The sequence below is a fragment of the Sorlinia euscelidii genome, assembly GCF_036452135.1.
GTDB lineage: Bacteria > Pseudomonadota > Alphaproteobacteria > Acetobacterales > Acetobacteraceae > Sorlinia > Sorlinia euscelidii.
On sequence record NZ_JAWJZZ010000003.1, the window covers coordinates 468,974 to 493,769 of the forward strand.

25 protein-coding genes, 1 tRNA gene and 1 pseudogene are annotated in these 24,796 nt (G+C 53.7%); 21 read left to right on the forward strand and 6 right to left on the reverse strand.

The features are described 5' to 3' along the window. Positions 1-22 precede the first annotated feature (22 nt). Positions 23-292 (reverse strand): hypothetical protein, encoded by a 270-nt coding sequence (locus tag CGLAMM_RS07875; RefSeq protein WP_394819887.1) that lies wholly within the window; start codon positions 290-292, stop codon positions 23-25. Between the two features lie 95 nt (positions 293-387). Here CGLAMM_RS07875 and CGLAMM_RS07880 point away from each other — a divergent pair, with 95 nt between their 5' ends. Together CGLAMM_RS07880 and CGLAMM_RS07885 are read left to right on the forward strand one after the other, a co-directional pair. Beyond that, complete coding sequence (locus CGLAMM_RS07880; protein WP_394819888.1) at positions 388-1,455, forward strand: quinone-dependent dihydroorotate dehydrogenase; 1,068 nt, start codon at positions 388-390, stop codon at positions 1,453-1,455. Between the two features lie 91 nt (positions 1,456-1,546). Then, positions 1,547-3,952, forward strand: a complete 2,406-nt coding sequence (locus tag CGLAMM_RS07885; protein WP_394819889.1) for a mechanosensitive ion channel domain-containing protein — start codon at positions 1,547-1,549, stop codon at positions 3,950-3,952. Between the two features lie 37 nt (positions 3,953-3,989). Here the strand turns inward: CGLAMM_RS07885 and ubiM are convergent, their stop codons facing one another. After that, complete coding sequence (gene ubiM / locus CGLAMM_RS07890) at positions 3,990-5,198, reverse strand: 5-demethoxyubiquinol-8 5-hydroxylase UbiM (RefSeq protein ID WP_394819890.1); 1,209 nt, start codon at positions 5,196-5,198, stop codon at positions 3,990-3,992. After that, positions 5,195-5,794 (reverse strand): nitroreductase family protein, encoded by a 600-nt coding sequence (locus CGLAMM_RS07895; protein ID WP_394819891.1) that lies wholly within the window; start codon positions 5,792-5,794, stop codon positions 5,195-5,197. Before CGLAMM_RS07895 ends, ubiM begins: the two co-directional genes overlap by 4 nt. Before the next feature lie 107 nt (positions 5,795-5,901). Between CGLAMM_RS07895 and hisB the strand changes: the two genes are divergently transcribed. The 7 genes and pseudogenes from hisB to CGLAMM_RS07930 all read left to right on the forward strand — a co-directional run bounded on the left by hisB (position 5,902) and on the right by CGLAMM_RS07930 (position 9,841). Then, complete coding sequence (gene hisB, locus CGLAMM_RS07900) at positions 5,902-6,498, forward strand: imidazoleglycerol-phosphate dehydratase HisB (protein WP_394819892.1); 597 nt, start codon at positions 5,902-5,904, stop codon at positions 6,496-6,498. Between the two features lie 83 nt (positions 6,499-6,581). Next, positions 6,582-7,244, forward strand: coding sequence for an imidazole glycerol phosphate synthase subunit HisH (hisH, locus tag CGLAMM_RS07905; protein ID WP_394819893.1), 663 nt, complete (start codon positions 6,582-6,584; stop codon positions 7,242-7,244). A gap of 50 nt (positions 7,245-7,294) precedes the next feature. Further along, positions 7,295-8,035: pseudogene (gene hisA / locus CGLAMM_RS07910) on the forward strand (1-(5-phosphoribosyl)-5-[(5-phosphoribosylamino)methylideneamino]imidazole-4-carboxamide isomerase); the annotation flags it as partial. Next, positions 8,028-8,807: an imidazole glycerol phosphate synthase subunit HisF gene (gene hisF, locus CGLAMM_RS07915; protein WP_394819894.1), complete on the forward strand. Its 780-nt coding sequence runs from the start codon at positions 8,028-8,030 to the stop codon at positions 8,805-8,807. The pseudogene hisA and the gene hisF, both read left to right, overlap by 8 nt. A gap of 32 nt (positions 8,808-8,839) precedes the next feature. Next, positions 8,840-9,310 carry a phosphoribosyl-ATP diphosphatase gene (locus tag CGLAMM_RS07920; RefSeq protein WP_394819895.1) on the forward strand — a complete coding sequence of 157 codons (471 nt, stop codon included), beginning with the start codon at positions 8,840-8,842 and terminating at the stop codon, positions 9,308-9,310. 35 nt (positions 9,311-9,345) lie between these two features. After that, the gene (locus CGLAMM_RS07925; RefSeq protein WP_394819896.1) at positions 9,346-9,720 is read left to right on the forward strand and encodes an HIT domain-containing protein; all 375 of its coding nucleotides are present in this window, start codon (positions 9,346-9,348) and stop codon (positions 9,718-9,720) included. Positions 9,721-9,765: 45 nt separating this feature from the next. Continuing rightward, positions 9,766-9,841 (forward strand) — tRNA-Glu (locus CGLAMM_RS07930). A gap of 43 nt (positions 9,842-9,884) precedes the next feature. On the opposite strand, the gene CGLAMM_RS07935 is transcribed toward CGLAMM_RS07930, so the two are convergent. Continuing rightward, on the reverse strand, positions 9,885-10,085 hold the full coding sequence (locus CGLAMM_RS07935) for a hypothetical protein (protein ID WP_394819897.1): 201 nt from the start codon (positions 10,083-10,085) through the stop codon (positions 9,885-9,887). Positions 10,086-10,255: 170 nt separating this feature from the next. Next, positions 10,256-11,524, reverse strand: coding sequence for an OpgC family protein (locus CGLAMM_RS07940; protein WP_418115541.1), 1,269 nt, complete (start codon positions 11,522-11,524; stop codon positions 10,256-10,258). A gap of 497 nt (positions 11,525-12,021) precedes the next feature. Between CGLAMM_RS07940 and CGLAMM_RS07945 the strand changes: the two genes are divergently transcribed. Continuing rightward, positions 12,022-13,578 (forward strand): Hint domain-containing protein, encoded by a 1,557-nt coding sequence (locus CGLAMM_RS07945; RefSeq protein WP_394819899.1) that lies wholly within the window; start codon positions 12,022-12,024, stop codon positions 13,576-13,578. Between the two features lie 124 nt (positions 13,579-13,702). Here the strand turns inward: CGLAMM_RS07945 and CGLAMM_RS07950 are convergent, their stop codons facing one another. Continuing rightward, positions 13,703-14,860 carry a type I restriction endonuclease gene (locus CGLAMM_RS07950; RefSeq protein WP_394819900.1) on the reverse strand — a complete coding sequence of 386 codons (1,158 nt, stop codon included), beginning with the start codon at positions 14,858-14,860 and terminating at the stop codon, positions 13,703-13,705. 511 nt (positions 14,861-15,371) lie between these two features. Here CGLAMM_RS07950 and CGLAMM_RS07955 point away from each other — a divergent pair. The 11 genes from CGLAMM_RS07955 to CGLAMM_RS08005 all read left to right on the forward strand — a co-directional run. After that, positions 15,372-15,722 carry a hypothetical protein gene (locus tag CGLAMM_RS07955; protein ID WP_394819901.1) on the forward strand — a complete coding sequence of 117 codons (351 nt, stop codon included), beginning with the start codon at positions 15,372-15,374 and terminating at the stop codon, positions 15,720-15,722. A gap of 347 nt (positions 15,723-16,069) precedes the next feature. Continuing rightward, positions 16,070-16,420, forward strand: coding sequence for a hypothetical protein (locus CGLAMM_RS07960; protein ID WP_394819902.1), 351 nt, complete (start codon positions 16,070-16,072; stop codon positions 16,418-16,420). A gap of 288 nt (positions 16,421-16,708) precedes the next feature. Further along, positions 16,709-17,083: a hypothetical protein gene (locus CGLAMM_RS07965; protein WP_418115542.1), complete on the forward strand. Its 375-nt coding sequence runs from the start codon at positions 16,709-16,711 to the stop codon at positions 17,081-17,083. Between the two features lie 290 nt (positions 17,084-17,373). Next, positions 17,374-18,243, forward strand: coding sequence for a hypothetical protein (locus CGLAMM_RS07970; protein ID WP_418115543.1), 870 nt, complete (start codon positions 17,374-17,376; stop codon positions 18,241-18,243). 123 nt (positions 18,244-18,366) lie between these two features. Further along, positions 18,367-19,206: a hypothetical protein gene (locus CGLAMM_RS07975; protein WP_394819906.1), complete on the forward strand. Its 840-nt coding sequence runs from the start codon at positions 18,367-18,369 to the stop codon at positions 19,204-19,206. Positions 19,207-19,393: 187 nt separating this feature from the next. Then, positions 19,394-20,233 (forward strand): hypothetical protein, encoded by an 840-nt coding sequence (locus CGLAMM_RS07980; protein WP_394819907.1) that lies wholly within the window; start codon positions 19,394-19,396, stop codon positions 20,231-20,233. A 186-nt stretch (positions 20,234-20,419) separates the two neighbouring features. Beyond that, positions 20,420-21,259: a hypothetical protein gene (locus CGLAMM_RS07985; protein WP_394819908.1), complete on the forward strand. Its 840-nt coding sequence runs from the start codon at positions 20,420-20,422 to the stop codon at positions 21,257-21,259. Between the two features lie 235 nt (positions 21,260-21,494). After that, positions 21,495-22,283: a hypothetical protein gene (locus CGLAMM_RS07990; RefSeq protein WP_418115544.1), complete on the forward strand. Its 789-nt coding sequence runs from the start codon at positions 21,495-21,497 to the stop codon at positions 22,281-22,283. A gap of 175 nt (positions 22,284-22,458) precedes the next feature. Next, positions 22,459-23,310, forward strand: coding sequence for a hypothetical protein (locus CGLAMM_RS07995; protein WP_418115545.1), 852 nt, complete (start codon positions 22,459-22,461; stop codon positions 23,308-23,310). Positions 23,311-23,423: 113 nt separating this feature from the next. Further along, complete coding sequence (locus tag CGLAMM_RS08000) at positions 23,424-24,278, forward strand: hypothetical protein (RefSeq protein WP_418115546.1); 855 nt, start codon at positions 23,424-23,426, stop codon at positions 24,276-24,278. Between the two features lie 183 nt (positions 24,279-24,461). After that, positions 24,462-24,796, forward strand: a 335-nt coding sequence (locus CGLAMM_RS08005; protein ID WP_418115547.1) for a hypothetical protein, incomplete at its 3' end; no start/stop codon positions are given.

Genomic DNA, 24,796 nt, shown 5'->3' on the forward strand with positions numbered 1-24,796 from the left:
GGTTGAGGGCTTCACGATAATGTCACCCGGCGCGGCGTCGGCGATTCTGAACACCACGACGGCGGCGCATCTGGGCGATTTCGACATCATGACGTGCCGCGCCCTGCGCCGACATACGGACACGCCCGTCCTGAGCGACCGATGCAAGTCCCTCCGCACACAAGCGCTTCAGACAGGGCGCGTCCCGTAATGCAAGAGGCCGCCCGGCCGGTCCGGCCAGTTTCAGTCGGTGCAAGGCGCTCCGGCAGCATGATTCGAGGTAGGGTTCATTCCATTCCATGGCGGCAGCCATCCTGATTTGCAAAGTTCGGCCAATGCCTTAAAATCGCCTCATCTTTACATTTAAAAAGACATCCACCCTGTAATTTGACCGTCACGGGATACAGCATGTTCTCCTCCTGCGTTTCCAGAGTAGCGACACGTTTTTTACATGCGCTTGCTCCTGAGACAGCGCATCACGTTGCGATCCGACTTCTCTCCCTCGGGCTCTACCCTGCCGCGAAATCGGACTCCCCGCGCCTTGCGACACAATGTCTTAACATGAATCTGGCAAATCCGATCGGCCTGGCCGCCGGGTTCGATAAGGATTGCCGTGCCGCCCGCGCTTTATCACGAATGGGGTTCGGCTTTGTGGAATGTGGAACCGTGACGCCAAGGCCGCAACCCGGCAACCCCCGGCCGCGCCTGTTCCGCCTGCCGGAAGATAACGCGATCATCAACCGCCTCGGTTTCAACAGCGGTGGCACGGAAGCGTTTCTGCGGCGGCTGCGGCACATCCGGGAGATGGAGGCGAAGCAGTCAGGCCATGCGCAGATTGGCGTCAATCTCGGCATCAATAAGGAAGGCGCAAGACCAGAGCGGGATTATGCCCAGTCAGCCGCTTCCTTCAGCCTTCTGGCGGATTATCTGACGATCAATCTCTCCTCCCCCAACACGCCCGGCTTACGCGATCTGCAAGGCGCCCGATCAATCGCCGGGATTTTGCAGGCTGTCAGGAAAGGAACACCGCTTCACCCCCCTCTCCTCGTTAAAATCGCCCCGGATCTCGCGCGGGAGGCGTTGGACGATATCGTTGAAGCCTGCGTGGATAACGGGGCTGCCGGGCTGATCGTCAGCAACACGACGGTCAGACGGCCGCATGGCCTGGCCTCCCCCCATCAGCATGAGGCGGGCGGACTCTCGGGACGGCCTTTGTCCCAGCTCGCCATCACAACTTTGCGAGATGTTGCTCGACTGAATCGCGGGCGCTTGACGCTCATTTCATCCGGCGGGATCGAGACCGGGTTTGATGTGTTGGCGCGCCTGCGCGCGGGGGCGGATCTGGTGCAGTTATATTCCGCCTTCGTGCTGCACGGGCCCGCCATGATCAGCAGGATCAAACGTGAGCTTTTACACGAAATGTCCCGCAGCGGTTTTGAGACCATCAAGGATGTCATCGCCGACCGCAACTTTTGATGGCCGCTGACATGTCAGCAACTTCACCCGTCATGCAAACTATCGGAAAATTTTGTCGTTGAAGCGACAGCCACCGGAATAAGGACGATCAATGGCCTCGCACCGCTTTTCAGAAAATTCGACTTGGATCAGGACGGCGAAACGTCTCTGCGCGGCGACGCTGATCGTCATGACGGTCACCCTCCCTCGAAATGGTGTCGCGGACCCGGCCGACAAAACGTCGACCGTGATGGCCATGCCCTCCGGTTTCGGCTGGAGCACATCCGCCAAAGCGATCAATGACCGCATCGACTCCCTGCAATCCGAAGCAAAGCGGCTGGAAAAAGCTTTTTCAGATGAGTCGGCCGCCCTTGGCAGCGAAAGCTATGCGTCCCTCGGTGATCGGGCGACGTCACTGGCGTCCAACGCTGCATCCCTTTCAGCGCAGATCAAATCATTCCAGACCATTTATGAAAGTTTCCTCGAAACCATCGGTAATGCGGCAAGTGAGGGGGAAAGTACCGACATCACCGCGCAGCGGAAAAACCTGAAATCCATCCTCGCCGATATCCGCTCCGCCTCCATCCAGTCGAAACTGCTTGAGCTTCAGGGGAAGCAGCTCAGCGCCAATATTCAGCGTCAGCTGTCGCATAAGCAGTCAGCCTTACTGACGCAGAAAATCCCATCCCCGGTAACACCGGATTACTGGGCGGGTCTGGCGGGAGAATTCAGTCAGATTCGCAGCGCTTTCGCGCCCGGGCATAATGGGCAATATGCTGGCGCGCTGCATAAATCATGGTTGTGGCTGATCGGGCTTATCCTCACCGGCGCGGCGGCGGCAATGGCCTCACGATATAGCTATCGATATTTCCCCCGGTTTGAAGACAGGCTGATCAACCGGGTCGGCGCCCCGCCCAAGGCGGCGGGAAGGCCCGTTTTCCTGTCTGTCATGCTTTCCGGACTGATCAGCGCGATTGTGGCGACCTTATTATGGCAGCTCCTGTCTGTCGGTTTTTTTCGTGGCGCGGGTCAGCGCATCGCGGAAAGCCTCACCGGGTCCATTCCGCTTGCGGCTTTCCTGATCGGCGCGGTGCCGTTCTCGCTGAGTCATCTGGTGCCAACCGCATCCGGTGAAACGCGGGAGCCCCATACATATCGTCGCCATGTCTTCACTATTACGGCCTTCCTTATTATTCAGAGTTTTCTTTTTGCCGTCGCTGAAGAAAACGCCTTACCATTTTACACACGGCACCTGCTTGAGGGCGTTTTCGCCATCTTTGTGACTCTTTACCTCGTCGGCTTATTCCGCCAGATGGACGGGATGCGGACGGAGCAGAGCCTCTTTTTCATGCCGTCCCTGCGCGGCATTGCTGTCATCGCATCAATCGTCGCCTTGGTGGCCGTGCTGCTCGGCTATATGGTGTTTGCCTTCTTTATGGTCTCCAACCTGGTTTCCTTCGGGTTGGGTTGCGTCATCGTGCTGCTGCTCGGTCTGACAGTTAAAGAGTTGATCGCCTGGATCTTCGGTGCCAACGCGCCTCTCACCCGTCGGCTCTCCGCCCTTGGCGTAGGCAGTCGCCGCGTCGAGCAATTTGGCGTCGTCCTCAATTTTGTCTTGAATGTGCTGCTGGTCGTGGTGCTTTTGTCGATCGCCCTGTCCGGCGGGCATTTTGACCTTGGTTCAATTGGCGCCCAGTTGCGGGGGCTTTTCGTTGGCCAGTCCTTCCACGGTTTCAGCCTGTCGCTCAATACGCTCCTGGTCTGTGTCGCCTCGGTGGCCATTGCCTATTATGTCATCAATTATCTGAAGAGATGGCTGGAGGGAAAATTATTTCCTTTGACTCGGCTGGATGTCGGGACACGCTCCTCCATCACCAACGTCATGACCTACGTGTTGTGGATTGCCGTCCTTTTGCTGGTTCTGACAGAGGCGGGTGTCGCCGTGCAGAACCTGACCTGGGTGGTCAGTGCGCTCTCCGTTGGTATTGGTTTCGGCCTGCAATCCATTGTGCAGAATTTCGTTTCCGGCGTCATTCTTCTGGCTGAACGGCCCATCCGCGTCGGAGACCTCGTTGAGATTGGCGGCGTCAAGGGCGATGTTAAAAAAATCAGCGTGCGCGCGACGGAGATCACCTTGGGTGATGGGTCCACAATGATCGTCCCGAATTCGCAATTCATCACGTCAAATGTCCGCAATGCGACGATGGGCTCGCCGATCAGCACGATGACGGCCAATGTCACGATTTCCACCAATGCTGATGCGGCAAAGGCGCAGAAAGTCCTGCTGGATATGATGCGGGAGAGAACCGACATCCTTCAGGACCCGGCCCCAGGCGTCTCCATCGCGTCGATCAGTGAAACGGGGATCACTTTGGCCCTGTCAGCCAAGCTGCTTTCCGTCCGCGATGCTGGCAATGTCACAAATGCCCTGATGCTGGACGCCTATGGCAATTTGAGGAGAGAGGGCATTCCCCTCGGCCAACCACCGGCGCAGTTCGGTGGCGCTGCAGGGAACTGATCAAACCTTCAAGGGCCGTCCTGTCAGCGGGGCGGCCTTAATGGTCGGAGAGGATGCGGGCGACGAAACGTTTGAGCGGATTACTGTTCTGCGCAAATTGCAATGTCGCCTCCCTCAATTTCAGGCTCAAAGGAGCATCGTGCGTATAAAGCGTTGCGATCGCATTTGTGGCCGCGAAAAGCGGCATCGTATCCCGACGATGGGCCATCTCGAACTGACGCAAAAGGCGCGGATCGCCCGGGTCGCCTGCGCCCTCCGCGATTTTTCGGGCAAGGGTTTCCTGACCCTTCAGCCCGAAATTGAAGCCATGCGCCGTGATCGGGTGCATCCCCACCGCCGCATCGCCAATCAAAGCGAAGCGCGCCGCTCGGAAACGATGGGCATAGACGGCCTTGAGAGGATAAGTGCAGCGCGCACTGATGAGATCAATCTCACCCAATTGCCCCTGTAAACGCTGCGCAAGATCGTCAACGAAATCGGGCGCCGCCATGTGTGCCAGGCGGCTGATATCATCCGGCTTGAGTGTCAGAACGAGGGATGAGCAGTCACGCCCGTCCGCGCTCTTTTCCCCAACGGGCAGGAAGGCCAGAGTCTGCCCCTCATCAAACCATTGTGTAGCGATATCATGATGGGGACGGGTGTGGCTGAGGCGACAGACAAGAATATGCCGCCGGAAATCATGCGTGACGGCGCCGATCCCCCTTTGCGCCCGCGCACGGGAGAAACGCCCATCGGCCGCGACGATGAGGCGTGCATGAAAGCGCCGCCCATCATTCAGGTCCATATAGGCTTCTTCATCATGCGCGCCGCTGCGCAAAACGTCTTTTCCACCCATGACGGTGATGTTTTCACGCTTCCTGACCTCTTCATAAAGAGCTTTGCGGATGACGTGATGGGCGACAAGATAGCCCAGCGGTGCCCGCCCTTTCGGCGGTGCATCCATGGACTGAAATGAGAGAGGTCTCTGCGCCGCGCGCGCAGCATCATGCCCGGATAAAATGTCGGCGCGTTGAAGGGGCGTGACCTGGGAGGGCGCGAAATGCGGCCACACATCGTAATCTTTAAGCCAGGCGATGGTGTGGTGCGTCAAAGCGAGCTCCCGCCCGTCAAAGCGGGGATTCTCCATCGCGGTTTCCGGCGCCTGCTCCATCACGGCGACACGGAAACCGAGGCGATCCATCGATAACGCACAGGATAGACCGGCCGCGCCCCCGCCAATGATGACGATGTCAAATTCCGTACTCACTTATCCGCTCCGAACGCGACGGGATCACCCTTCCAGCGCGCGTGGTAAAGGTCGATATCCGGCCTGTTTGACGTGACGGCGCGCCCCTCAACCGTGCCGACCTGGAGGAAACCCGCAATTTTCTGCTCACGGGTGAAGCCGAGCATTTTGCGAAACGTCTCATCATTCTGGAACGCGCCGGAAACCCACATTCCACCGAAACCTGCAGCATGCAACGCATTGAGGACATTCATTGCCCCCGCCGCCACGGCCATAACCTGCTCATCAACCGGGATCTTGGCATCCGGGTGCAGGTCCATGCCCAATATGATGGTCATCGGGACCTCCGCATAGCGCACCCGCTTTTTTTCAAGCTTGGCGGACTTCATGTCCGGGTCCGTCCTGCGCATCGCCGCCACGAGCAAATCGGCAAATGCGGCGCGGTGCTTGCCCGTCACCGTGACAAAACGCCAGGGGCGCATCCGCCCGTGATCCGGCGCACGCAGGGACGTTGAGAGGATCTGCATGAGTACCGCCCCTTTCGGCGCTGGCGCAATGAGACGATCCGTCGAGGCCCGACTTAACAGCACCTCCATCGCCTTGTTTTTACCCGGCATCACACCCTCCCGCCTGTCGAAGCCGGCTGCAGTCTAACACGAACTCATTTTTACGCGAGTGTCGGAAGGACTTTGCATGGGGGTGGGTAATCGGCTAAACACGGATCATGGAAAATGCTCGACTAGCAACGGTGAAGCGCAAGACGCGGGAGACGGATATTCACGTCTCCATCAATATTGGCGGTCAAGGGGTCAGTGAAATCGATACGGGTATCGGTTTCTTCGATCACATGCTCGTCACGCTCGCTAAACATGCAGCCTTTGATCTGACCATTCGATGCCATGGAGACCTTCAGATCGACGGTCATCACACGGTCGAGGATGTCGGCATCGCGTTGGGTAAGGCATTTTCAGACGCTTTAGGCGATAAAAAAGGTGTCACCCGTTTCGGCCATGCCCTTGTCCCTCTGGATGAGGCTTTGTCAGAAGTGGTGGTTGACCTCTCAGGGCGGCCCTTTCTCGCTTTCAATATGTCCTTCAGCCGCGACAGGATCGGTGAGCTTGATACGGACCTTGTGGAGGAATTTTACCGAGCCTTCGCCATGAGTGCGGCTTTGACGCTGCACGTCAATCAAAGATGCGGTAAAAACGACCATCACATCGCGGAGAGTGGTTTCAAAGCCTTGGCGCGTGCCTTGCGCATGGCTTGCGCCCATGACCCCCGGGCGGGCGACGCCGTTCCGTCAACCAAGGGTCGTCTTTAAAAGAGTTTATCGCCGCTGCATCGATTTGCCTTGCTGAAATTCTAAAGGGTTTTATGTTCGATGCGCGAAGATTCGAGAATATTATGAGACAGAAAATAGTCGTGGTTGACCATAATGGTGGCAATCTGGCTTCTGCATCCACATCCGTCACTTTTGCAGCGCAGAAAGCGGGTTTGGCAATTGACGTGATTATCAGTGGTGCGCCGGCCGACATCATGGCGGCGGACCGACTGATCCTCCCCGGGCAGGGTGCTTTCAATCATTGCGCCAAAGCGGTGCAGGGGCCGCTCCTCACCGCACTTCATGCGGCGACAGAGGCGGGAACACCGTATCTCGGTATTTGTGTCGGGATGCAACTCATGGCCGCGCGTGGTCTGGAACATGGTGAGACGACCGGGTTCGGGTGGATACGCGGCACGGTTGACATCATGACGGAAGCGCGTGAGGCGGGCCTTCGCCTGCCCCACATGGGCTGGAACAACCTTGAATTCGAACCCGACGCCCATCCCCTGCTCAGAAATATCGCGCCAGGGGAGCACGGTTATTTCGTGCATTCCTATGCGTTGCAGGATTATGACCCGGCGGACGTCATCGCCAGCACGACTTATGGCGGGAAGGTCCCCGCGATCGTTGCGCGCGGCAATCGTTGCGGCACGCAGTTCCACGTCGAGAAGAGCCAGCATGTCGGGATTCAGTTCCTGATCAATTTTCTGACATGGTCACCGTCAAACATGGCGGTCATTTAAGCGCTTTTCCGCAACTCATCAAAAATCAGGTTTTTATGCCCAGGCAATCTCTCACAATTTACCCGGCGATCGATCTTAAAAACGGGCGGTGTGTGCGCCTGCGTCAGGGGGAAATGGATTCGGCAACGGCTTATGCGGACGACCCGGCGTTGCAGGCCGCCGCGTTCCAGAAAGCCGGATGCCGTTATCTACATGTCGTGGATCTGGATGGCGCTTTTGAAGGGGTCTCCCGCAACTCTGAAGCGATCCGGCGCATTCTTGGCGCCGTGGATATGAAAATCCAGCTTGGCGGCGGTATTCGCACCCTCGAATCGATTGCGGCATGGCTGGAACTGGGAATTTCCCGCGTCATACTTGGTTCCATCGCCGTCAAAAACCCGGAGCTTGTGCGGGAGGCCTGTCAGAAATTTCCGGGGCGGATTGTCGCGGGGATTGACGCACGGAGGGGCCGCGTCGCAACTGAAGGCTGGGCAGATGAGAGTGAGCTCTCCGTGACGGATATTGCCCTCAAAATGCAGGATGCGGGTGTCGCCGCCGTCATTTTTACTGAGATTACGCGGGATGGCATGATGTCCGGCATTGATATCCCGCAGACAATGGCCCTTGCGCAGCAACTGACCATCCCTGTGATCGCCAGTGGCGGTGTCGGCGCCCTGACGCATCTCCGCGCGCTTAAGGATGCGTCCATGTCGGCCCCGAATATTGAAGGCGTGATTATCGGGCGCGCGCTCTACGAGAATTGCTTCACGATGGATGAAGCACGTCAGATACTCGGCAGCGCCCATGCTTAAACTGCGCGTGATCCCCTGTCTCGACGTCGCTGATGGCCGCGTCGTGAAGGGGGTCAATTTCGTCTCCCTCCGCGATGCGGGGGACCCGGTGGAGCAGGCGGCCATTTATGACGCGGCCGGGGCGGATGAATTGACCTTTCTCGACATCACCGCCACGTCGGACCACCGTGACACATTGCTGGACCTCGTCAGCCGCGTGGCGTCACGTGTATTCCTGCCCTTTACGGTAGGGGGCGGCGTGCGCACAAGCGAGGACATGCGGCGGCTACTCCTCGCCGGGGCGGATAAATGCGCAGTCAACTCTGCCGCCATCAAACGGCCTGAACTCATCAGCGAGGGGGCGTCACGCTTTGGCGCGCAATGTATCGTCTGTGCCATTGACGCGCGCGCATCCGCGCCTGGCAAATGGGAGGTCTTTACCCATGGTGGACGGAAAAGCACGGGCATTGATGCCGTCGCCTGGGCGGAAGAAGCCGCGCGGCGTGGGGCCGGGGAGATCCTGCTGACCAGCATGGACCGCGATGGCACGCGAGAAGGTTTTGATATCGACCTGCTCCACGCTGTTTCCCGTCAGGTCGAGGTGCCGGTTATTGCTTCAGGCGGGGTCGGGTCGGCCCGGCACTTTGTTGAGGCGGCGCAAGCCGGGGCGGGCGCGATGCTGGCCGCCAGTGTCTTCCATTTTGGTGATCTGACCATCTCCGATGTGAAACGCGCCTTACATCTGGCAGGATTGCCTGTCAGGATGGATCCTGCATCCCGCCCGGGCGCTTAACAAGACGATCGACGGTTTCAAGGAGAGCAATTGTGGCCCTTTCATCAGGCAAATCGACGCGCACAGCCTCCGGCGTGAAGAAATCCCGCACCAAAAAAGCTTCAGGCAAGAAGAAAGTCGCCTCTGCTTTGCTGGAAATTGAGAAAGGCCAACGGGATCGCGCGGGCGACGACATCACAGCCGCCGTGCTTGACCGATTGCATGAGACCGTGCTTTCACGTCGCGGGACCGACCCCTCTTTAAGCCATTCCGCCCGTTTATTATCGCGCGGACGCAAAAAAATCGCTCAGAAATTCGGGGAAGAGGCGGTTGAATGCCTCATTGAGGCGGTGGCTGGCAGCGCGAATGAACTGGTGAGTGAGAGTGCCGATGTGCTCTATCATCTGATTGTGCTCTGGGTTGATGCCGGCATTGCCCCGCAGGAAATCTGGCGGGAGCTTCAACGCCGTGAAGCCATGAGCGGCATCGCCGAGAAAGCCTCACGTGGGGAAAAACCCGCCTGACCAAAAGTTAAAGCCAAAAAGTGCGAGGACATAAAATGACCGAAATAAACTATGACGATAATAATATCTTCGCCCGCATCCTGCGCCATGAGCTGAATGCCGATGTGATTTTTGAAAATGAGCACGTGCTTGTTTTCCAGGATAAGTTCCCGCAGGCGCGCGTGCATCTCCTCGCTATCCCGAAAGGGCGCTATCGGTCCTTTGACGATTTCAGTGCCCATGCGGGTCAGGAGGAGATCGTGAGTTTCTTTCAGGCCATTGGCGATTCGGCGCGTCACGCGGGCCTGACCCATGGCGGATACCGCCTCGTGTCCAATTGCGGCAAAAATGCGGGGCAGGAAGTGCCGCATTTTCATATGCATATCCTTGGTGGGGAAGCGCTCGGCCCGATAATTTCACAGCATCATTAATTTCCCTTGCCATCAGGCTGGTTTCTGCTAGAACGCACCTGCCTCGACCCATTCGTCTAGAGGCCTAGGACACCGCCCTCTCACGGCGGCAACACGGGTTCGAATCCCGTATGGGTCGCCATCACCTCAATAACGTTAGTCAAATCAATAACTTGATTTGATGGTTAGACAAATTTGATGCAGGCGACGGCCTTTCCGGCATTGAGGCCAGTGGCCGCCTCACCTATCAAAACCCGCAATTCGCGACGCGCCAATATGTGGAGCACTTTCGAGATGCTCAAACCCAAAACTTCGACGATCTCAGACGTCAGAATGTGCGCCAGGCCAACATTATTGTAAGTGCCGATAAGGACGTCGCGAGCCATCGGAAGGCTTTGCCGCGTTGGGCCCACCTCTCAAGCTCAAACAGGCATACCTCGGGCGCACGCGATTGATTCAAGTGTCGGTGGACGCGACGAGTCAGAAAGGGCGCGCTGGGTGAACAGCTTTGATCAACGCAATTAACGTTCACCCCTGGCGCGTAGCATGCGAGAGCTCATGCTTCGCCCGAAAGCTCAGCACATTGATGGCGCGTTCCGCGGTACCCCTTTAGCTTCGCACCGCTTTTTAGCCAGGCGGCTGAAAATGCCGCGGCAAATACAATTATGTTCGACACGATCTGGTGGTCAAAACTCGTCCCGAAACGGGTCATGAACACGCCCGCGATGATCGTGGCGACAGTGCCTGCGCAGAATACCTCAAGGGAGTTCTGTCCGAGAAGAATGAGAGGTTTGACAATAACTGAGCGCGCGAACGTTTTTGCGCGTTCTGATGAGAGAATTAGGTACATGATGCAAAGCGTGTCGACGACGCGCCACGGCGCAAGCGGCGTTTTCTCATTAAGAGGAAGGTTTGTAAAAAGCGTCAAAGTCGGCAAATGCCACTCGGCCCATGGAAAATTCTGAAAAAACGCGAAAAGCAAGAAAAGCGACGCCACAATTTTCATACTGCGGATCGACTTCAGACTTCCATTTCTCTTCAGCGCGACGACGGATGTCAGCATCCCGAGCGTGAAAATGAACTGCCAACCGAAAGGATTGAAGAACCATCCCGCAGGATTGAGATTATTGTGGAGATTAAAAGACGGGAAGAAATTGGCACCTATCCAGAACCCCGCGCTCACCATGATAAGCAGGAGCGGTTTCACCCGGTAAAGTCCAATAATGATCGGAGAAAGCGCCAGAAGAACGGAATAAAGCGGTAGGATATTGAATTTCTCAGGCAAAGTCCGGAAAATCAGGAACGATCTTACCCACCGCCAGGAATCGGTCAGTATGGGCTCGATGAAATCCTTAGGCGCGTTGAAAAAATGGATCCATAAGCGCGCGATCAGAACGCCTGAAAAAACGGTCAGGAGTTGATAAATGTAGATCGTCACCCATCTACGCGAAATTTTGTTCAATCCTCGGCGCCAGCCGCCATCAGGCCCATGCTTCTCAATCGTGCGCCCGTAAGCAAGCCATACAGAATAGCCGGAAAGGAAGACAAAAAGATCTGCTGCGTCGCAAAACCCATAATTCCACATCGTGTAATGTCCAAGTGCATTCCCAGCGATGTGATCGATCAGAATCATCACAAGAGCAAAACCGCGGCAAGCGTCTATTCTGAGGTCTCGAGGCATTTTTTTATTTAATTCGTTAAAAGATGATGAATTTATTGTGCAATACAGCCTCATAAGATTGCCGTCAATGGTCACAGTTGGAAAATAAGTGCGTTGAGTGCTGTCCAATACATATCTGAATATCCATGGCGATTCTGGGCTCATTGTTGATATCACATTGGTGACATGCTTGACGATCTGAATTGGAACGGACGCCGGGTGTCAAAATGGTAGGGCGTCATGTATTTCGGATATTTATCGCCGCCGGCGGGGGGGGCTTGCGTGCGTCAGGCAGGGCGCGCCGTCATCCAGATGGGAACCGCCTCAACCGAGCGGACAAGGTTTGACAATATGGCAGTCACCATTTCATTTTCTGGAAAAGCGGATGTTGTTGGGCGCATCCAACGATGACCCATTGAGAGCGCATTGAGCCTGAAGGATTAAAATTTTAATATTAATTCTTAATCCGGAACGATACTGTCATTTATCACTGAATTTTCGCGTCTCTCGTTTGGCATTGTGACGATACATAACGACGCCATGATGGAAGCGGCCTTTTGCAACGGGCAGATGGAGGGTAGGTCATGGCTTACTGGTGGATTGACGGCATTAACTGCTTAATCGCTGATGCCTCCACGTCGGCAATCAGAAGCCAGACCCTAATGTCCAGTCAGGGCGTCATCTTCAAAAATGGTGGCTATGGCGACAGCAATACTGTCAATGGTGGCAATGTCTACCTTGACCCGGGCGGCTATGTTGCAAATTCAACAATCAAATGGGGTAATGTCCGCACGGGTGGCGGCACGCTTAACTCTGTCACGATGACGGGTGGTAACGTCACGATCGGCGCAGGGACGACGATGGAGGGTAAGTTCGACATCAGCGGTTCGGGCAATGTGTCGATCGGCGGTAACGGTCTGGTCTCAACGAGCACGACAAACAAGCCGATATTGAACGTCTCTTCAGGCAATGTGTCGATCGACCAGATCGGACCCGCCACGCTGAACCTTGCCCGAAGTGCGAATGTCTCCGTAACAAAAACAGCATTGAAAAACCTGACGGTCAATTCAAGCGGAACGGATTATTCACTCGATATCACTGATCTCGACCCATCGACAATAACCGGCGTCACACAATCGACCAATAAGTTTGTCATTCATACGACAAAAGGCGATGTGACCATCAATGGAAATCTCCAGAATTACAAGTTCGCGCCGGATAATAAGGGCGGCACCATTATTTCATCATGCTTCGCCGAGGGCACGCTTATTCGGACGCCTGACGGTGACAGACTGGTTGAAACGCTGAAGCTGGGTGACCTCGTCTCGACGCATCTCGGGCCGCAGCCGATCAGGTGGCTGGGCAAAAAAGAGGTGGATCTTCGTGGCGCGACGGAGCTGGATAATTTCCTCGTGCGTATCAAGGCCGATGCTTTCGCTACGGGTCAGCCAAAGCGCGATCTGTGGGTCACGCCCGAACATTGCATTCTCATCAATGAAAAACTGATACCCGTGCGCCGCCTCGTTAATGGCGCCTCAATTGCTTATGACCTCAAGCGTCGCCGTTATACTTATTATCACTTCGCTTTTGAAAAACACGCGGTTGTTTTTTCAGAATCTCTCCCGTCCGAAAGCTATCTGATCGGTCAGAATAAGCGGGAGTTCGGCGCGGTCGAAAGTTCGGGGGAAGAAATTGACACGACCCTCGCCTACCCGCTCGTCACCGAGATCGAGGAGGCGAACCAGTTCTGGCAGCGCCTGGCAGAACGTTCGAACAATTTGGGTATGCCGGTCACGTCGAACAATCCTGTATTGAGTCGCAAATTGGTGCAACTCAGGACAGACCGTGGTGACATCGCCCTATTGAAGGACGTTGACGACCGGCATGCGGTTTTTTCGGTCCCTGCTGGGACGAAATACGTCATTATCGAAAGCGATGCGTCCCGACCTGACCAGCTTCATGGCCCTTATTGGGATGATCGACGCCGTCTCGGCGTGCGTGTGGGCGCTGTCCACGTGTCAGATAAGAGCCATAGCGTCATGATCGACGCGCATCTTAATGATAGGCAACTGGGTGGCTGGAATAATGTCGAGGATGGTCGATCCCGCTGGACGAGCGGGAAAGGCATCATCCCCCTCACCCATCTCTCAAATCTCTCCCGTCATAAGGAGCTTGAACTCAGAATTGCCTTCCCGGACCGTGAAGAGGTTGCTTTCTAATCGTCCCGGCCGGGGGATTGGCACGCGGCGCGTTGCAGCGCTTTCTTCGACCGCATGAGGCGGGTCGAAATGCTCTCCCGACCCGTTACCCTTCCCCTTAAGGATTTGCGGTATAGCGCGTTCTTCAGAGGTCAGCAGTCTCGACTTCTTTTTTCGCGACTTTCCCACCATCCACAAAAGCGCCCACCTTGTCCTGAAATACCTTTTTCAAGCTCTGATGGATAAGTGCCGTGTCCTCAATGGGAATACGTCCACCATATTCCTGATCGAATTCCACAGCACGGACGGCGTTTCGGTCTCTTTTGATCCGGAAAAGACGCCCCAGCCGCTCCTTTTTGTAAAAGACAACCACACAATCCCGGTAAGCCTTGAAATCAACGTCATTGATCGCTTCAAATAGCGTGTCTGTCTCAGAGAGAAATGCCAGTCGTTGCTTCACATTGTTAAGAAAAGCCGCTTCCTCCTCCGCGAGTTGGTCCGTTTCCAACGGGTTGATCGCAGATTCATTGGCGTTTGCTTCAAGTGACACGACGGGCTCTTCCTGCTGGGTCGCTTTATTGCTGAGATCGAGCCTCTTGAGAATTTTGATATTGATGAATTCTTCAAATGCACGTTGCGTGAGATTGACGTAATCCGGCAAAGATTTTGACCTCACGCCCGAGATCCCGATTTCCTGCAGAATGAGGCGAACAAATGCTTTGGTCGGACGTGCTGCGAGCTCATTGATTCTTTGAACCAGGCTCTGGAAGATAAGCTTTCTTTTGGCCTCAGCGCCGATATTTTCCGGGTCAAATGATTTCCGTTCGAGACTTTTCAGACCCTCCACAACCGAATCTTCGATTTTGCCTTCAGCGACCTGCGTCAGGTCAAATGAGAGGAAGGCATTTGCGTCCATCATATTCGGCTCGTCAGAATCCGCATAAAATTCGTAGAGAAGCCCGTCCGTGATGACGCCCATCTTAACGGTTGGCGCCGCATTGAAATAAGACCGCAATTGCCCCCGATCGTCCCTGAGCGCCGCGCCCGTCGATTTGCACTCAATAGCAATGACCGGCGATGAATCTTTCAGGATGGCGTAATCAACCCGATTTTTATATTTTTCGGAAAAGTCCGCATTATGTTCAGGGCATACTTCGTCAGGATTTGATATGTCATAGCCGATAAAGGATAGAAACGGCAAAACGAGAAACATTTTAGTGCCCTCTTCATTAGCGCACCGGGAAGCAACACCGACCATCCTGATCGCAAAATCGATGAAGTTTTGTTTGAAGTCGTCAATCATTTTGCCTCTCATATACATTATTCGATGGCCAATCATCAGAAGAGCCTTTTTCATTCTACAATCAGAAATATTAATAGATTTGAAACGAACCTTGTCGAAAGCCATATGCGATCAGGAAAATGCTTCGCACGGAAGTTTTCAACAGCATCTGCGCGTTCGGATTGATTACTCGCTTGAGAAGCGGCAACCTTTTCGCCCGACGTTGCAAGGTATGTTGCCGACCGATCGCTATCGGGGGCGCGGGTCGCTGGGTGAACAAAATCGAAGCCGAATTAAGACCAATTCTGCCAGCACATAATAATAAAAACTGTAATGACAGTTATTTTAATGGAAAACACGTTTTGAGCCAGATCCGTGTGAATGGAACCATCCTCTTCGAAAATACTTTAGTAAACCATTTCTTAATTTGCGCTCTGATTGCTTTAAAACTTTTTCTAATGTCTATCTGTGATCATGATCTGTTAGAATTATAGCCGTCAAGACTAAATAATAACAATAAAGGACACGTTTGATGCGTTTTATTCCTCTCGCTTTATCAGCCCTCGCGATTATGCTCGCGGCTCCCTCCGTGAAAGCCGATGACGAGATCGATTGCACGGATCAAGAAAAAAGTTTATCTGCCGGAACGCACACTGGTCACTTCGTCGATATGCGGCTCAGAGAAAAATGGCCTCAAAATTACGTTCATTTTCTTTTCAAAAACGATACTGATAATCAATTATACTGTGTCAGGCAGTCGACGGAAAATAACGCGAATCTTGTCGCTTTGGCGGAAAAAGCGTTTCTGCTGAATCACACGGTTACCATCATAACGACGCCTAATTATTGGATGACAGGCATTCGTTTCAAGGCGTTAGATTAAGGCCAGCATTTCGCTTTGACCTGATGAAACGCATCCTGGAGAATGCACGTCGTCTGTCGCAAAGCGCGTAGGCCGTGTGATATTCAACTCAACATAATCGAAGCCGGAGCGCGCGTGACCTGACAGTCTCAAGTCGCAATTCGGGCTGCGATATTCGGGTCAAACGCCTGATTTGACGGATTGCGACAGGTTAACGGTAGTCGATGACGTTAACATATGATCTAAATAGTGTTTTCTCCATTCGTCTTTGATAAACAAAAAACATTTTTAAAATTTTTATGAGTTATGACAGTTTATCAAAATAATATCTGTTGAAAATATTTAACAATAATAAAAGGAGAAGTCTAATGCGTTTTGTTCCTCTCGCTTTAACAGCCCTCACAATCACGCTCGCTGCCCCCTCTGCGAAAGCCGATGACCCGATTGAATGCACGGCTCAACAAAAAACCCTATCTTCCGGGAATCACACAGGTCGCTTCGTCAGCTCACGGGTTAAACAAAGTTGGAATCAGAATTACGTTCATTTTCTTTTTCAGGATGACAATGACCATCAATTATACTGTGTCAGACAAACGACTGATGGCAATGCAAATATCGTAGCTCTGGCTGAAGAAGCAACTTTGTTAAATCGTAAGGTCGACATCGTTACGGTTGACGGTTATTGGATGACGGCCGTTTCTTTCGGCGCGACAGAATAAAGACAATTTATTGCTCTTTGTCATGATGAAGCGCCTCGTGGAAAAAGCACGTCTTCTGACGCAAGGCCAGTACGCCGTGCAACGTCCAGTCGAACATGATCGAAGCCAGAACGCACATGTCACCCTTCAATTATAAATGTCAGATGCCCGATTTGGAAATTTCGACAGCTAATCTGTCATTGATGAAATGAGCATGAAACTCAAATTGTAGTTTTTCCATTTGTTTATATATCCAATGAAACTGTTTGTCATGTTCACTCGCATAGCGACTTTTCGAAATAATAATTGTTGGAATTAGATAATAATAACAAAAGGACTAGTTTGATGCGTTTCGTTCCTCTCGCTTTAACAGCTCTCGCAATCATGCTCGCGGCGCCCTCTGCAAGAGCTGACGACCCGATTGAATGCTCGGATCAAGAAAGAAGCCTGCCTGCCGGGTCCTACACAGGTATTATAGAAAGTATTATGGTAAAACAAAGTTGGTCCCAGGACTATGTCCATTTCCGCTTTAGAAATGAATCAGATCATAAACTTTATTGCATTAGACAAACGACCAGTGGCAATGCAAATATTGTCGCTTTGGCCAAAAAAGCTTTCCTGCTCGACCAAAAGGTCAGCATTGATACAGCTGATGGTTACTGGGTAACAGCCGTCAATTTCTGAACGACAGAATTAACCCTGCTCTCCCCTTTCTCTGGCGCAATCTACTTCAAAATTGCGCCAGAGTAAAACGCCAGGATGTTATTCGTTCGATAACAACGCCGTTGGTCGTTTTACGGGTCTCTCTCTGTCCCCAAACGTCTGTTCCGGGTGATTTTATTGTTGAAACTATTTTCTTCATTTTTCCTGAACTTCACTGATTGCCTGTGAAAGCTCGCCTGGCCCAACATTTGCTCTAAGGCCGTTTGAGCGGTCACGCCAGTGGACCTACCTTACGACCGGAGTTGAATTTGATGAAACGTCAAGCTTTTTCGGGCAAGTCGACCCGTATCATCGTCTGCATCTCCATTTTCGTTGCGTTGCTCATGGCGCAAGCGCGTCTGGCACGCGCCGTCGAGACACCTTTGGTCGTCTATCGTCTTGCCGGCTTGCCTCCGGCAATCATGTTCGAATTCGGTTTTGAAGCGGACGGAAACGATGCTGACCTCTTACGCTACGCAGCGGGAACTCCGGCACCTGGCCAACCAACAGCCTATCTGGGGACACTGGATTCCTATGAAGCCGCGCTGCAAGCCGCCCGGCGAACTTTGCAATTTGCCCCCGGCTTTCCAGTTTATATTTACGCGATAAGACCGACCAACAATTTCTACAGCGTGGAAACCTCACTGCAATATGCGCGGGACCACCTGCCAAACCCGGAGGCGCGGGAGCAGGCGGCCGACCTTCTGCTTGCAACCCCCCGGACACATGAGTGGGCCGCACGCGGCAATATTCGGGGGGAACAGATTATGAGTGCGCGACATGTTTTTCTCGATCACGGCACGGTGGTGACAGGCGAGTATACGGTTAATCTCAACTATCTTTACCTTCCCCCAGTGACAAACCCCGACCCGATGCCCGTGCACAATGCCAGTGTCGCGGCAGCGAATGTTGCGGAGGAGGCGCAAAGCGTTGTTTTCCTGCCGGCCTCCATAAATGATATGGGATGCCACAAGCCTTCGCAGCATTTCAACGCCGCAAGAACGGACGTTTGCCCGCCCCTCATCCGGCTGTCTTTCAATGAGCTCCGAGCAAGGTTGATGAGCCGGCTCAATGCAACGGGCATCCTTTCAGGCTCGATATCGGGTCAGCTCCTGAGCGTGCTGGGGCATGATGAATTATGAGAGCGCGCTTCCCGTCCCGCGGAAATCCTGATCATCGCCTATCTGCTCGAAAACGACAGATTCCAACCTGAAGCTCATCTTCTGATTTCGTTTACCTGGTCAGAACATAAGAAAGAAACGGCCATGAAATTCCGTAAAGCGATTATTGCATTGGCGTCGACATGGCTCGCGACAGCGAGTTTCGCTGAAGACACGCCTGATGTCGTTTTCCGAGTCAATCTCTCCCCGCCAGAAACCATCTTCAGGGAAGGTTTCACCGCCGTGGGAAATGACAGGGACCTCTTACATTACGTGTCAGGAATGTCCCTCGCCCAGAATAATGAGGCTTATGTCGCGACAACAAGCTCTTTGCCCAATGCCATGGACATTTGTTCAGAATGTGACGAGGAGGTTCTCACAGGGCCTTTATATATTTATTACATCCGCCCGACCGAAAATTTTTACAGTGTTTCGGACTCCATTCGATTTGCGCAGACGGTCCTCCCCAGTCCTGACGTCAGACGAGAAATCGACACGATCTGGCGGGCGACAGCGGGGGAGATGATTTATTATTGGGCCGCCCGCGCCGCCATCTCGGCAGACCAGATCATGGGTGTACGGCGGTTTGACTGGAATAATGGTCATCCGACTTTGGGTGCGCTGGAGCGCAACCCAAATTACGTCTATGACGTGCCCAGGGTCAGCGCCTATCCGATGCCGATCCAGAATGCGACGGTTGAGGCCGCCTTCGTCGTACCCGAGCCGCATGGCGTCGGTTTTGAAGCTGCCGCGATCGTGGACATGCTTCACGGCCCACAATATCAACGACGCGCATCTTTCAAATCGCCGCAATGCCGAACGCTTCAACGCATGACCTTCCCGGAACTGCGCGCGAAGATTATCGCCAGGCTGATTGTCTCCGGCATTCTCCTTGGATCAAAATCCGGTCAGCTTTGGAGCGTACCCGGGCATGATGAACTATGACCGCCCCCTTTTCCCAAACAACCCCTCCAGATCGGGAACGAGACTTTCAAACGACGCGCGTCCCCCGGGATGGCCCGGTGACCTCGCTGATAGGCGACATCCCGACGAGTTCCCGGTCTTATTCTGACCAGACCCGTCATAACCAAAATTTCGCTTCCCTTCCATCAATACAAATCAAGAGATGACGATGAAACTCCTAACGGCCGCCCTCCTTACGGCTTCAACTCTATTTGCTTCGGCGAGCTACGCGATAGATACTCCCATGCAGGTCTATAAGGTGTCTTTCCAACCGCCAGAGACGGTGTTCAACGCGGGCTTTGTATCTCCAGGTCATGATAGAGATTTGATCCGCTACGTATCCGGAGTATCGACCGGTGATGAGCACTCTGGCTACATCTCAACGTTGGAGTGGATAGTCGATGCGACATCGATCAGCGAAGCCACCGCGCGACGCAATCCTGAGCGCCCGATATATATCTATGAAATTCGCCCGACGGAAAACTTCTTCAATGTCGGGCAATCGATCTTACAGGCCTGGCGCGTATTGCCGCCTGGTGCGGCCAGGGAGCAGGTCAATGATCTCTACCTCGCAACCCGACATTGGTCGCGGACGACGTGGGCAGCTTCCGCCGCGATCGCGGGCGATCAGATTTACGGCGCACGAAGATATTACTGGAATAACGGTCAACCTCATTTCGGGCCCCGCATCGTTAACCCGAATTATTATTATCTGCCGCCAGAATCAAGCCGCGGCCCGATGCCCGTGCGAAATGCGACGGTCGACGCCGCAGAGGTCGCTGATGATGCCCATAACGCCGGATTTGTGCCCGCCGCGGTTGTCGATATGGCGTGTAATGCGCAGCCCAGGCGCCTCGCCGCATCCCAGACGCCCCTTTGCCCACCGGTTGAGAGCCTCTCCTTTAGCACGCTCCACTCGCGGACGATCGCGAAGTTGATCGCTAACGGCATTCTTATGGGTAGTACGTCCGGTCAACTCCTGAGTGTGCCTGGCCATGATGAGCTTTGACCGCCCCCCTTTCCCCAACCACGCCGCCAGTTCGGGAAAACACCATCGCCCTCTGCGCAGGCACCCGGATGCACTGCTGGCGCCATGAAAAAGCCCCTGCGCGACAATGTATTCCTGGCACGCCGCACAGGCAGATCGTCACCGCGGCCGTGTTTTCACGCAATGACTGCAAAATCAGAGATGACCATGAAACGCTTATTAGCCGCCCTTCTCGTTGCTTCAGGGTTTTTGACTACTCAAAGCCACGCAGCGCCCCCGCCTGAGAAGGTTTACAAGGTCTCCTTCCAACCGCCGGAAACCACTTTCAGTAGCGGCTTCGTCACGGTCGGTCACGACAGGGATCTCATCCGCTACGTGTCGGGCGCATCAACGGAGGATGACAGCACCGCTTACGTCTCAACGATAGATCTTTGGTATGATGTGTCACTGATCAGTGAGGAGGCCGCAAGAAGAAACCCTGAGCGCCCGATTTACGTCTATGAAATTCGCCCGACGGAAAATTTCTTCAATGTGGAAGAGTCCCTTTTATTAGCCCGGGATCTTCTGCCACCTGGCGCGGCCAGGGAGCAGGTCAATGATTTATGGCTCGCGACGCGGCATTGGACGGAAGGGGCCTGGGCTGCCACTGCCGCGATTGCGGGTGATCAGATTTCCGGCGTGCGGAGATATTTCTGGAATAATAATCGACCCTATTTCGGCCCCTTTGAGGCAAACCCGAATTACTACTTCCTGCCACCAGGGGTAAGCCGCGGCCCGATGCCCGTGCGAAATGCAACGGTAGACGCCGCCGACGTCGCGGAGGAGGCTCACGGCGTCGGATTTGTGCCCGCTGCGATTGCCAATATGGCATGCGATGCGCAACCTCAGGTTCGCGTTAACGCGAAGAGGCGCCTCTGCCCACCTTATGAACATCTCCCCTTCAGCACGCTCCACGCGCGGACGATCGCGAGGCTGATTGCCCCAGGCATTCTGATGGGTTCGGTCTCCGGCCAGCTTCGTGCGGTCCCAGGACATGACGAATTGTGATTTTTCGCCCGAAACCAACTCTTTTCGATCAAGGAGGGAAAGAGCAGCGTACGGCAGGTTAATATTATCATGCGACGTGCATAACGTCTGACGACGCCACATTATCAACATTTAATGACGTTTGATAAAAATGGGACATGGACCACGCTCGATTTTTACAAAAAAGACAAGAACGGAGATCATTATGAAGTTACTGATAGCTTCTCTTTTTATTACTTCGTCATTTTTTACTTCAGTGAGCTACGCCATCAACCCGCCAAGATGGGTTTATAAAGTCGACCTGCAGGATCCGACGCATAAATTCTCTGAAGGTTGGGTGAGGCAGGGCAACGACCGGGATCTTCTCCGCTACCTGACCTGGACCTCCGTGCGGGATGAGAGCACATACTATATTAGTTCAAATGAATTTTTATATGATGTAGAGCCTGTTGCTGAAGACATCGCGCGCAACCATCCCGACCGGACCGTCTATATCTATCAAATTCGCCCGACGGATAATTTTCAAAATCTGGAAGAGTCGGTGCGATTTGCCAGGGATGTCCTCCCGCCTGGTGAAGCCAGAGAGGAATTACATCAGGCATGGCTTGCAACGCGGTATTGGGCGCACGGGTCATGGCCAGCCGGCGCCGCAATTTCCGGCGCGCAGATTTTTGGCGCAACGCCGTATAACTGGGTCAATGGTCGGCTGAGGATAGGCCGCTTCATCCCGAACCCGGATTATCTTTACGCACTGCCGGAGGTTAGCAACGGCCCGATGCCCGTGCGGAATGCGACGGTTGAAGAGGCCGTTATTGCTGAAGACCCGCACGGTATCGGCTTCATCCCGGGCGCGATTGTCCCTGACGGATGCAACGCCCAGCCGAGACGCCTCGGCGCAACCCCGTCCACCTCATGCCTGCCCCTTAAACGTGTGTCCCTTAATACGCTTTACAGCAAGACAATCGCGAAAATGATCGCTGCCGACATCCTTATGGGGACAACATCAGGTCAACTCTGGAGAGAGCCAGGTCATGATGAACTATGAATTCCGCGCTTTAAACAAACTTTTCGATTAGAGAAAGGAAATATCATCGAACGATAGGTCAGTGTTATAATGCATCGAATATGTCGGCCGACTTTGCCATACCATTGATTCGTCAATTGCGTTTAATGAACGCAATTGATGGCTAACGCTCCATTTTAAAAAAAATAATACAGTAATGGAGGTCATTATGAAGGTCTTGGCAGCCTCTCTATTCTTCACTTCGTCATTTTTTACGACAGTCTGTTACGCAGTAAACCCGCCGGACTGGGTTTATAGAACCTCCATGTCGGAGCCGGCGCAAATCTTTTCTCAAGGATGGGTTTCGCCGGGGCAGGACAGGGATCTCCTTCACTTTCTGACTTGGAATTCCGGGCAGGAAGACAACACGTATTACATCTCCACAAATGAACATCTGTCCAATGTAGAACCTCTCGTCGAAAACTTCGCTCGGAACTATCCTAATCGGACCGCTTATATTTACTTAATTCGCCCGACCAACAATTTTCACAATTTGCAAGAGTCAGTGCGTTTTGCACGTGATGCTCTTCCGCTTGGCGAGGCAAGACAGACACTGTATCAAACATGGCTCGCGACGGCTCATTGGGCGCAAGGGATATGGACGGCCGACGGCGAAATTTCCGGCGCGCAGATTTTTGGTGCAGCGCCGTATCATTGGGTCAATGGGGAGCTGAGAAGGCAAACCTTTATTTACAATCCGAATTTCCTCTACGCATTGCCAGAAGCAAGCCACCGCCCGATGCCTGTGCGGAATGAAACGGTTGAAGAAGCGGTTGTTGCTGAAGACCCGCACGGTGTCGGCTTCATCCCGGGCGCGATTATCCCTGACGGGTGCAACGCGCAACCGAGACGCCTCGGCGCAACCCCGTCCACCCCATGCCTGCCCCTTAAACGTGTGTCCCTTAATACGCTTTACAGCAAGACAATCGCGAAAATGATCGCTGCCGACATCCTTATGGGGACAACATCAGGTCAACTCTGGAAAGAGCCCGGTCATGACGAGCTTTGAGTGACGACCGTCTGAAGGCGCATCCTCATTGAGGGGTCGCGTCGCGCGACGCCGAAGCACGCCGATGTCGCAGCGCATCACTCTGGTTTGACTATCGCATCATCATAATAAGAATGGAATTCATCATGAAATTTCTGGCAACCACGCTCTTTATAGCCTCGTCAATTTTTTCCACGGCAAGTTACGCCGTAAGCCCGCCCGATAAAGTCTACACCTTCTCCTTTCAGCCGCCCGCAGAGGTTATTGATCAGGGTCGCGGGATAAGCCTGCCTGATGAGAGAATGCAATATTGGGCGGCAGCGGGTTGGCAATTTGGCACAAACCAACATTACATCTCATTAATGGGAGAAATGGATAGATTGACGGGTATCTTAAGTCAGATCGCGGAACATTTTCACTTTGATCCGCTTTACGTCTATGAAGTCCGCCCGACAGAAAATGTTTATAGCGTCGAGGAATCGCTACAATTTGCCATGAGTGTGCTGCCGGCAGGTGAGGCGAGAACCCAGATGCGCACAGCATGGCTTTCATCGCGCACGTGGACATCCTCTATGTGGGCATCCACCAGAATGATTCCCGTCGAGCAGATTATCGGCGTGAGAGAGCTGCGTCTGGTGAATGGCAGGTTCGTACCGGGCGACCTCACACGTAACCCGAATTACATGTTCGATGAACCACAGGTAAACCCTAATCCGCTGCCAATAAGAAATGCGACAGTTGAAGCCGCCGCAGTGGCGGAAGACCCGGAAGGGGCCGGCTTTATACCCGGGCCGATCGCCTCTATGGTATGTAACGCGAAACCCCAACGTCTGGGCGCATCCCAGACCGATAGCTGCCCCCTGCAGGTAAATAAGCTTTCTTTCGACGCGCTTTACGGCAAGACGGTCGCGAAATTGATCGCGGCCGGCATCCTTATGGGTTCGACCTCAGGGCAACTGCTCGTCGTACCCGGACATGATGAGCTTTAAACCGCGCATCACAATCCCGACGACATGGCCGATCACGAACAGAGGACGATGAAGTCGGGATATTGTACAAACGACTGCCAAAGACGCGTCGAACCATACCTTTATTTTCTGAGAAAAATCTTTTCAAATAATCCATCAATCTGGCTTTTTCTTCACCTTATAAATATAATAATGGAGGTTAACATGAGAGTTCTAGCCGCCTCGCTTTTTGTCATCTCATCGTTGTTCGTTTCGATAGGCCACGCTGAAGATACGCAAAAAAAACTCTATAAAATATCTTTCGATCCGAAGGAGAAAGTTTTCGCCGAAGGCTTTCCAATTGCGGGTGATGACAGTGACTTCCTCCATTTCGTCGCCGGTTCGTCAGTAAGGGAGGGACGCGCCCGCTTCATTCCTCTTTTCGACCATCTTTATGTCGTGATGGAACGCGCCGAGCAAATAGCCAACGCTAACCCTGGGACGCCGCTTTACGTTTACGAGGTCCGACAGACACCAAATTTCTATAACGTGATGCGATC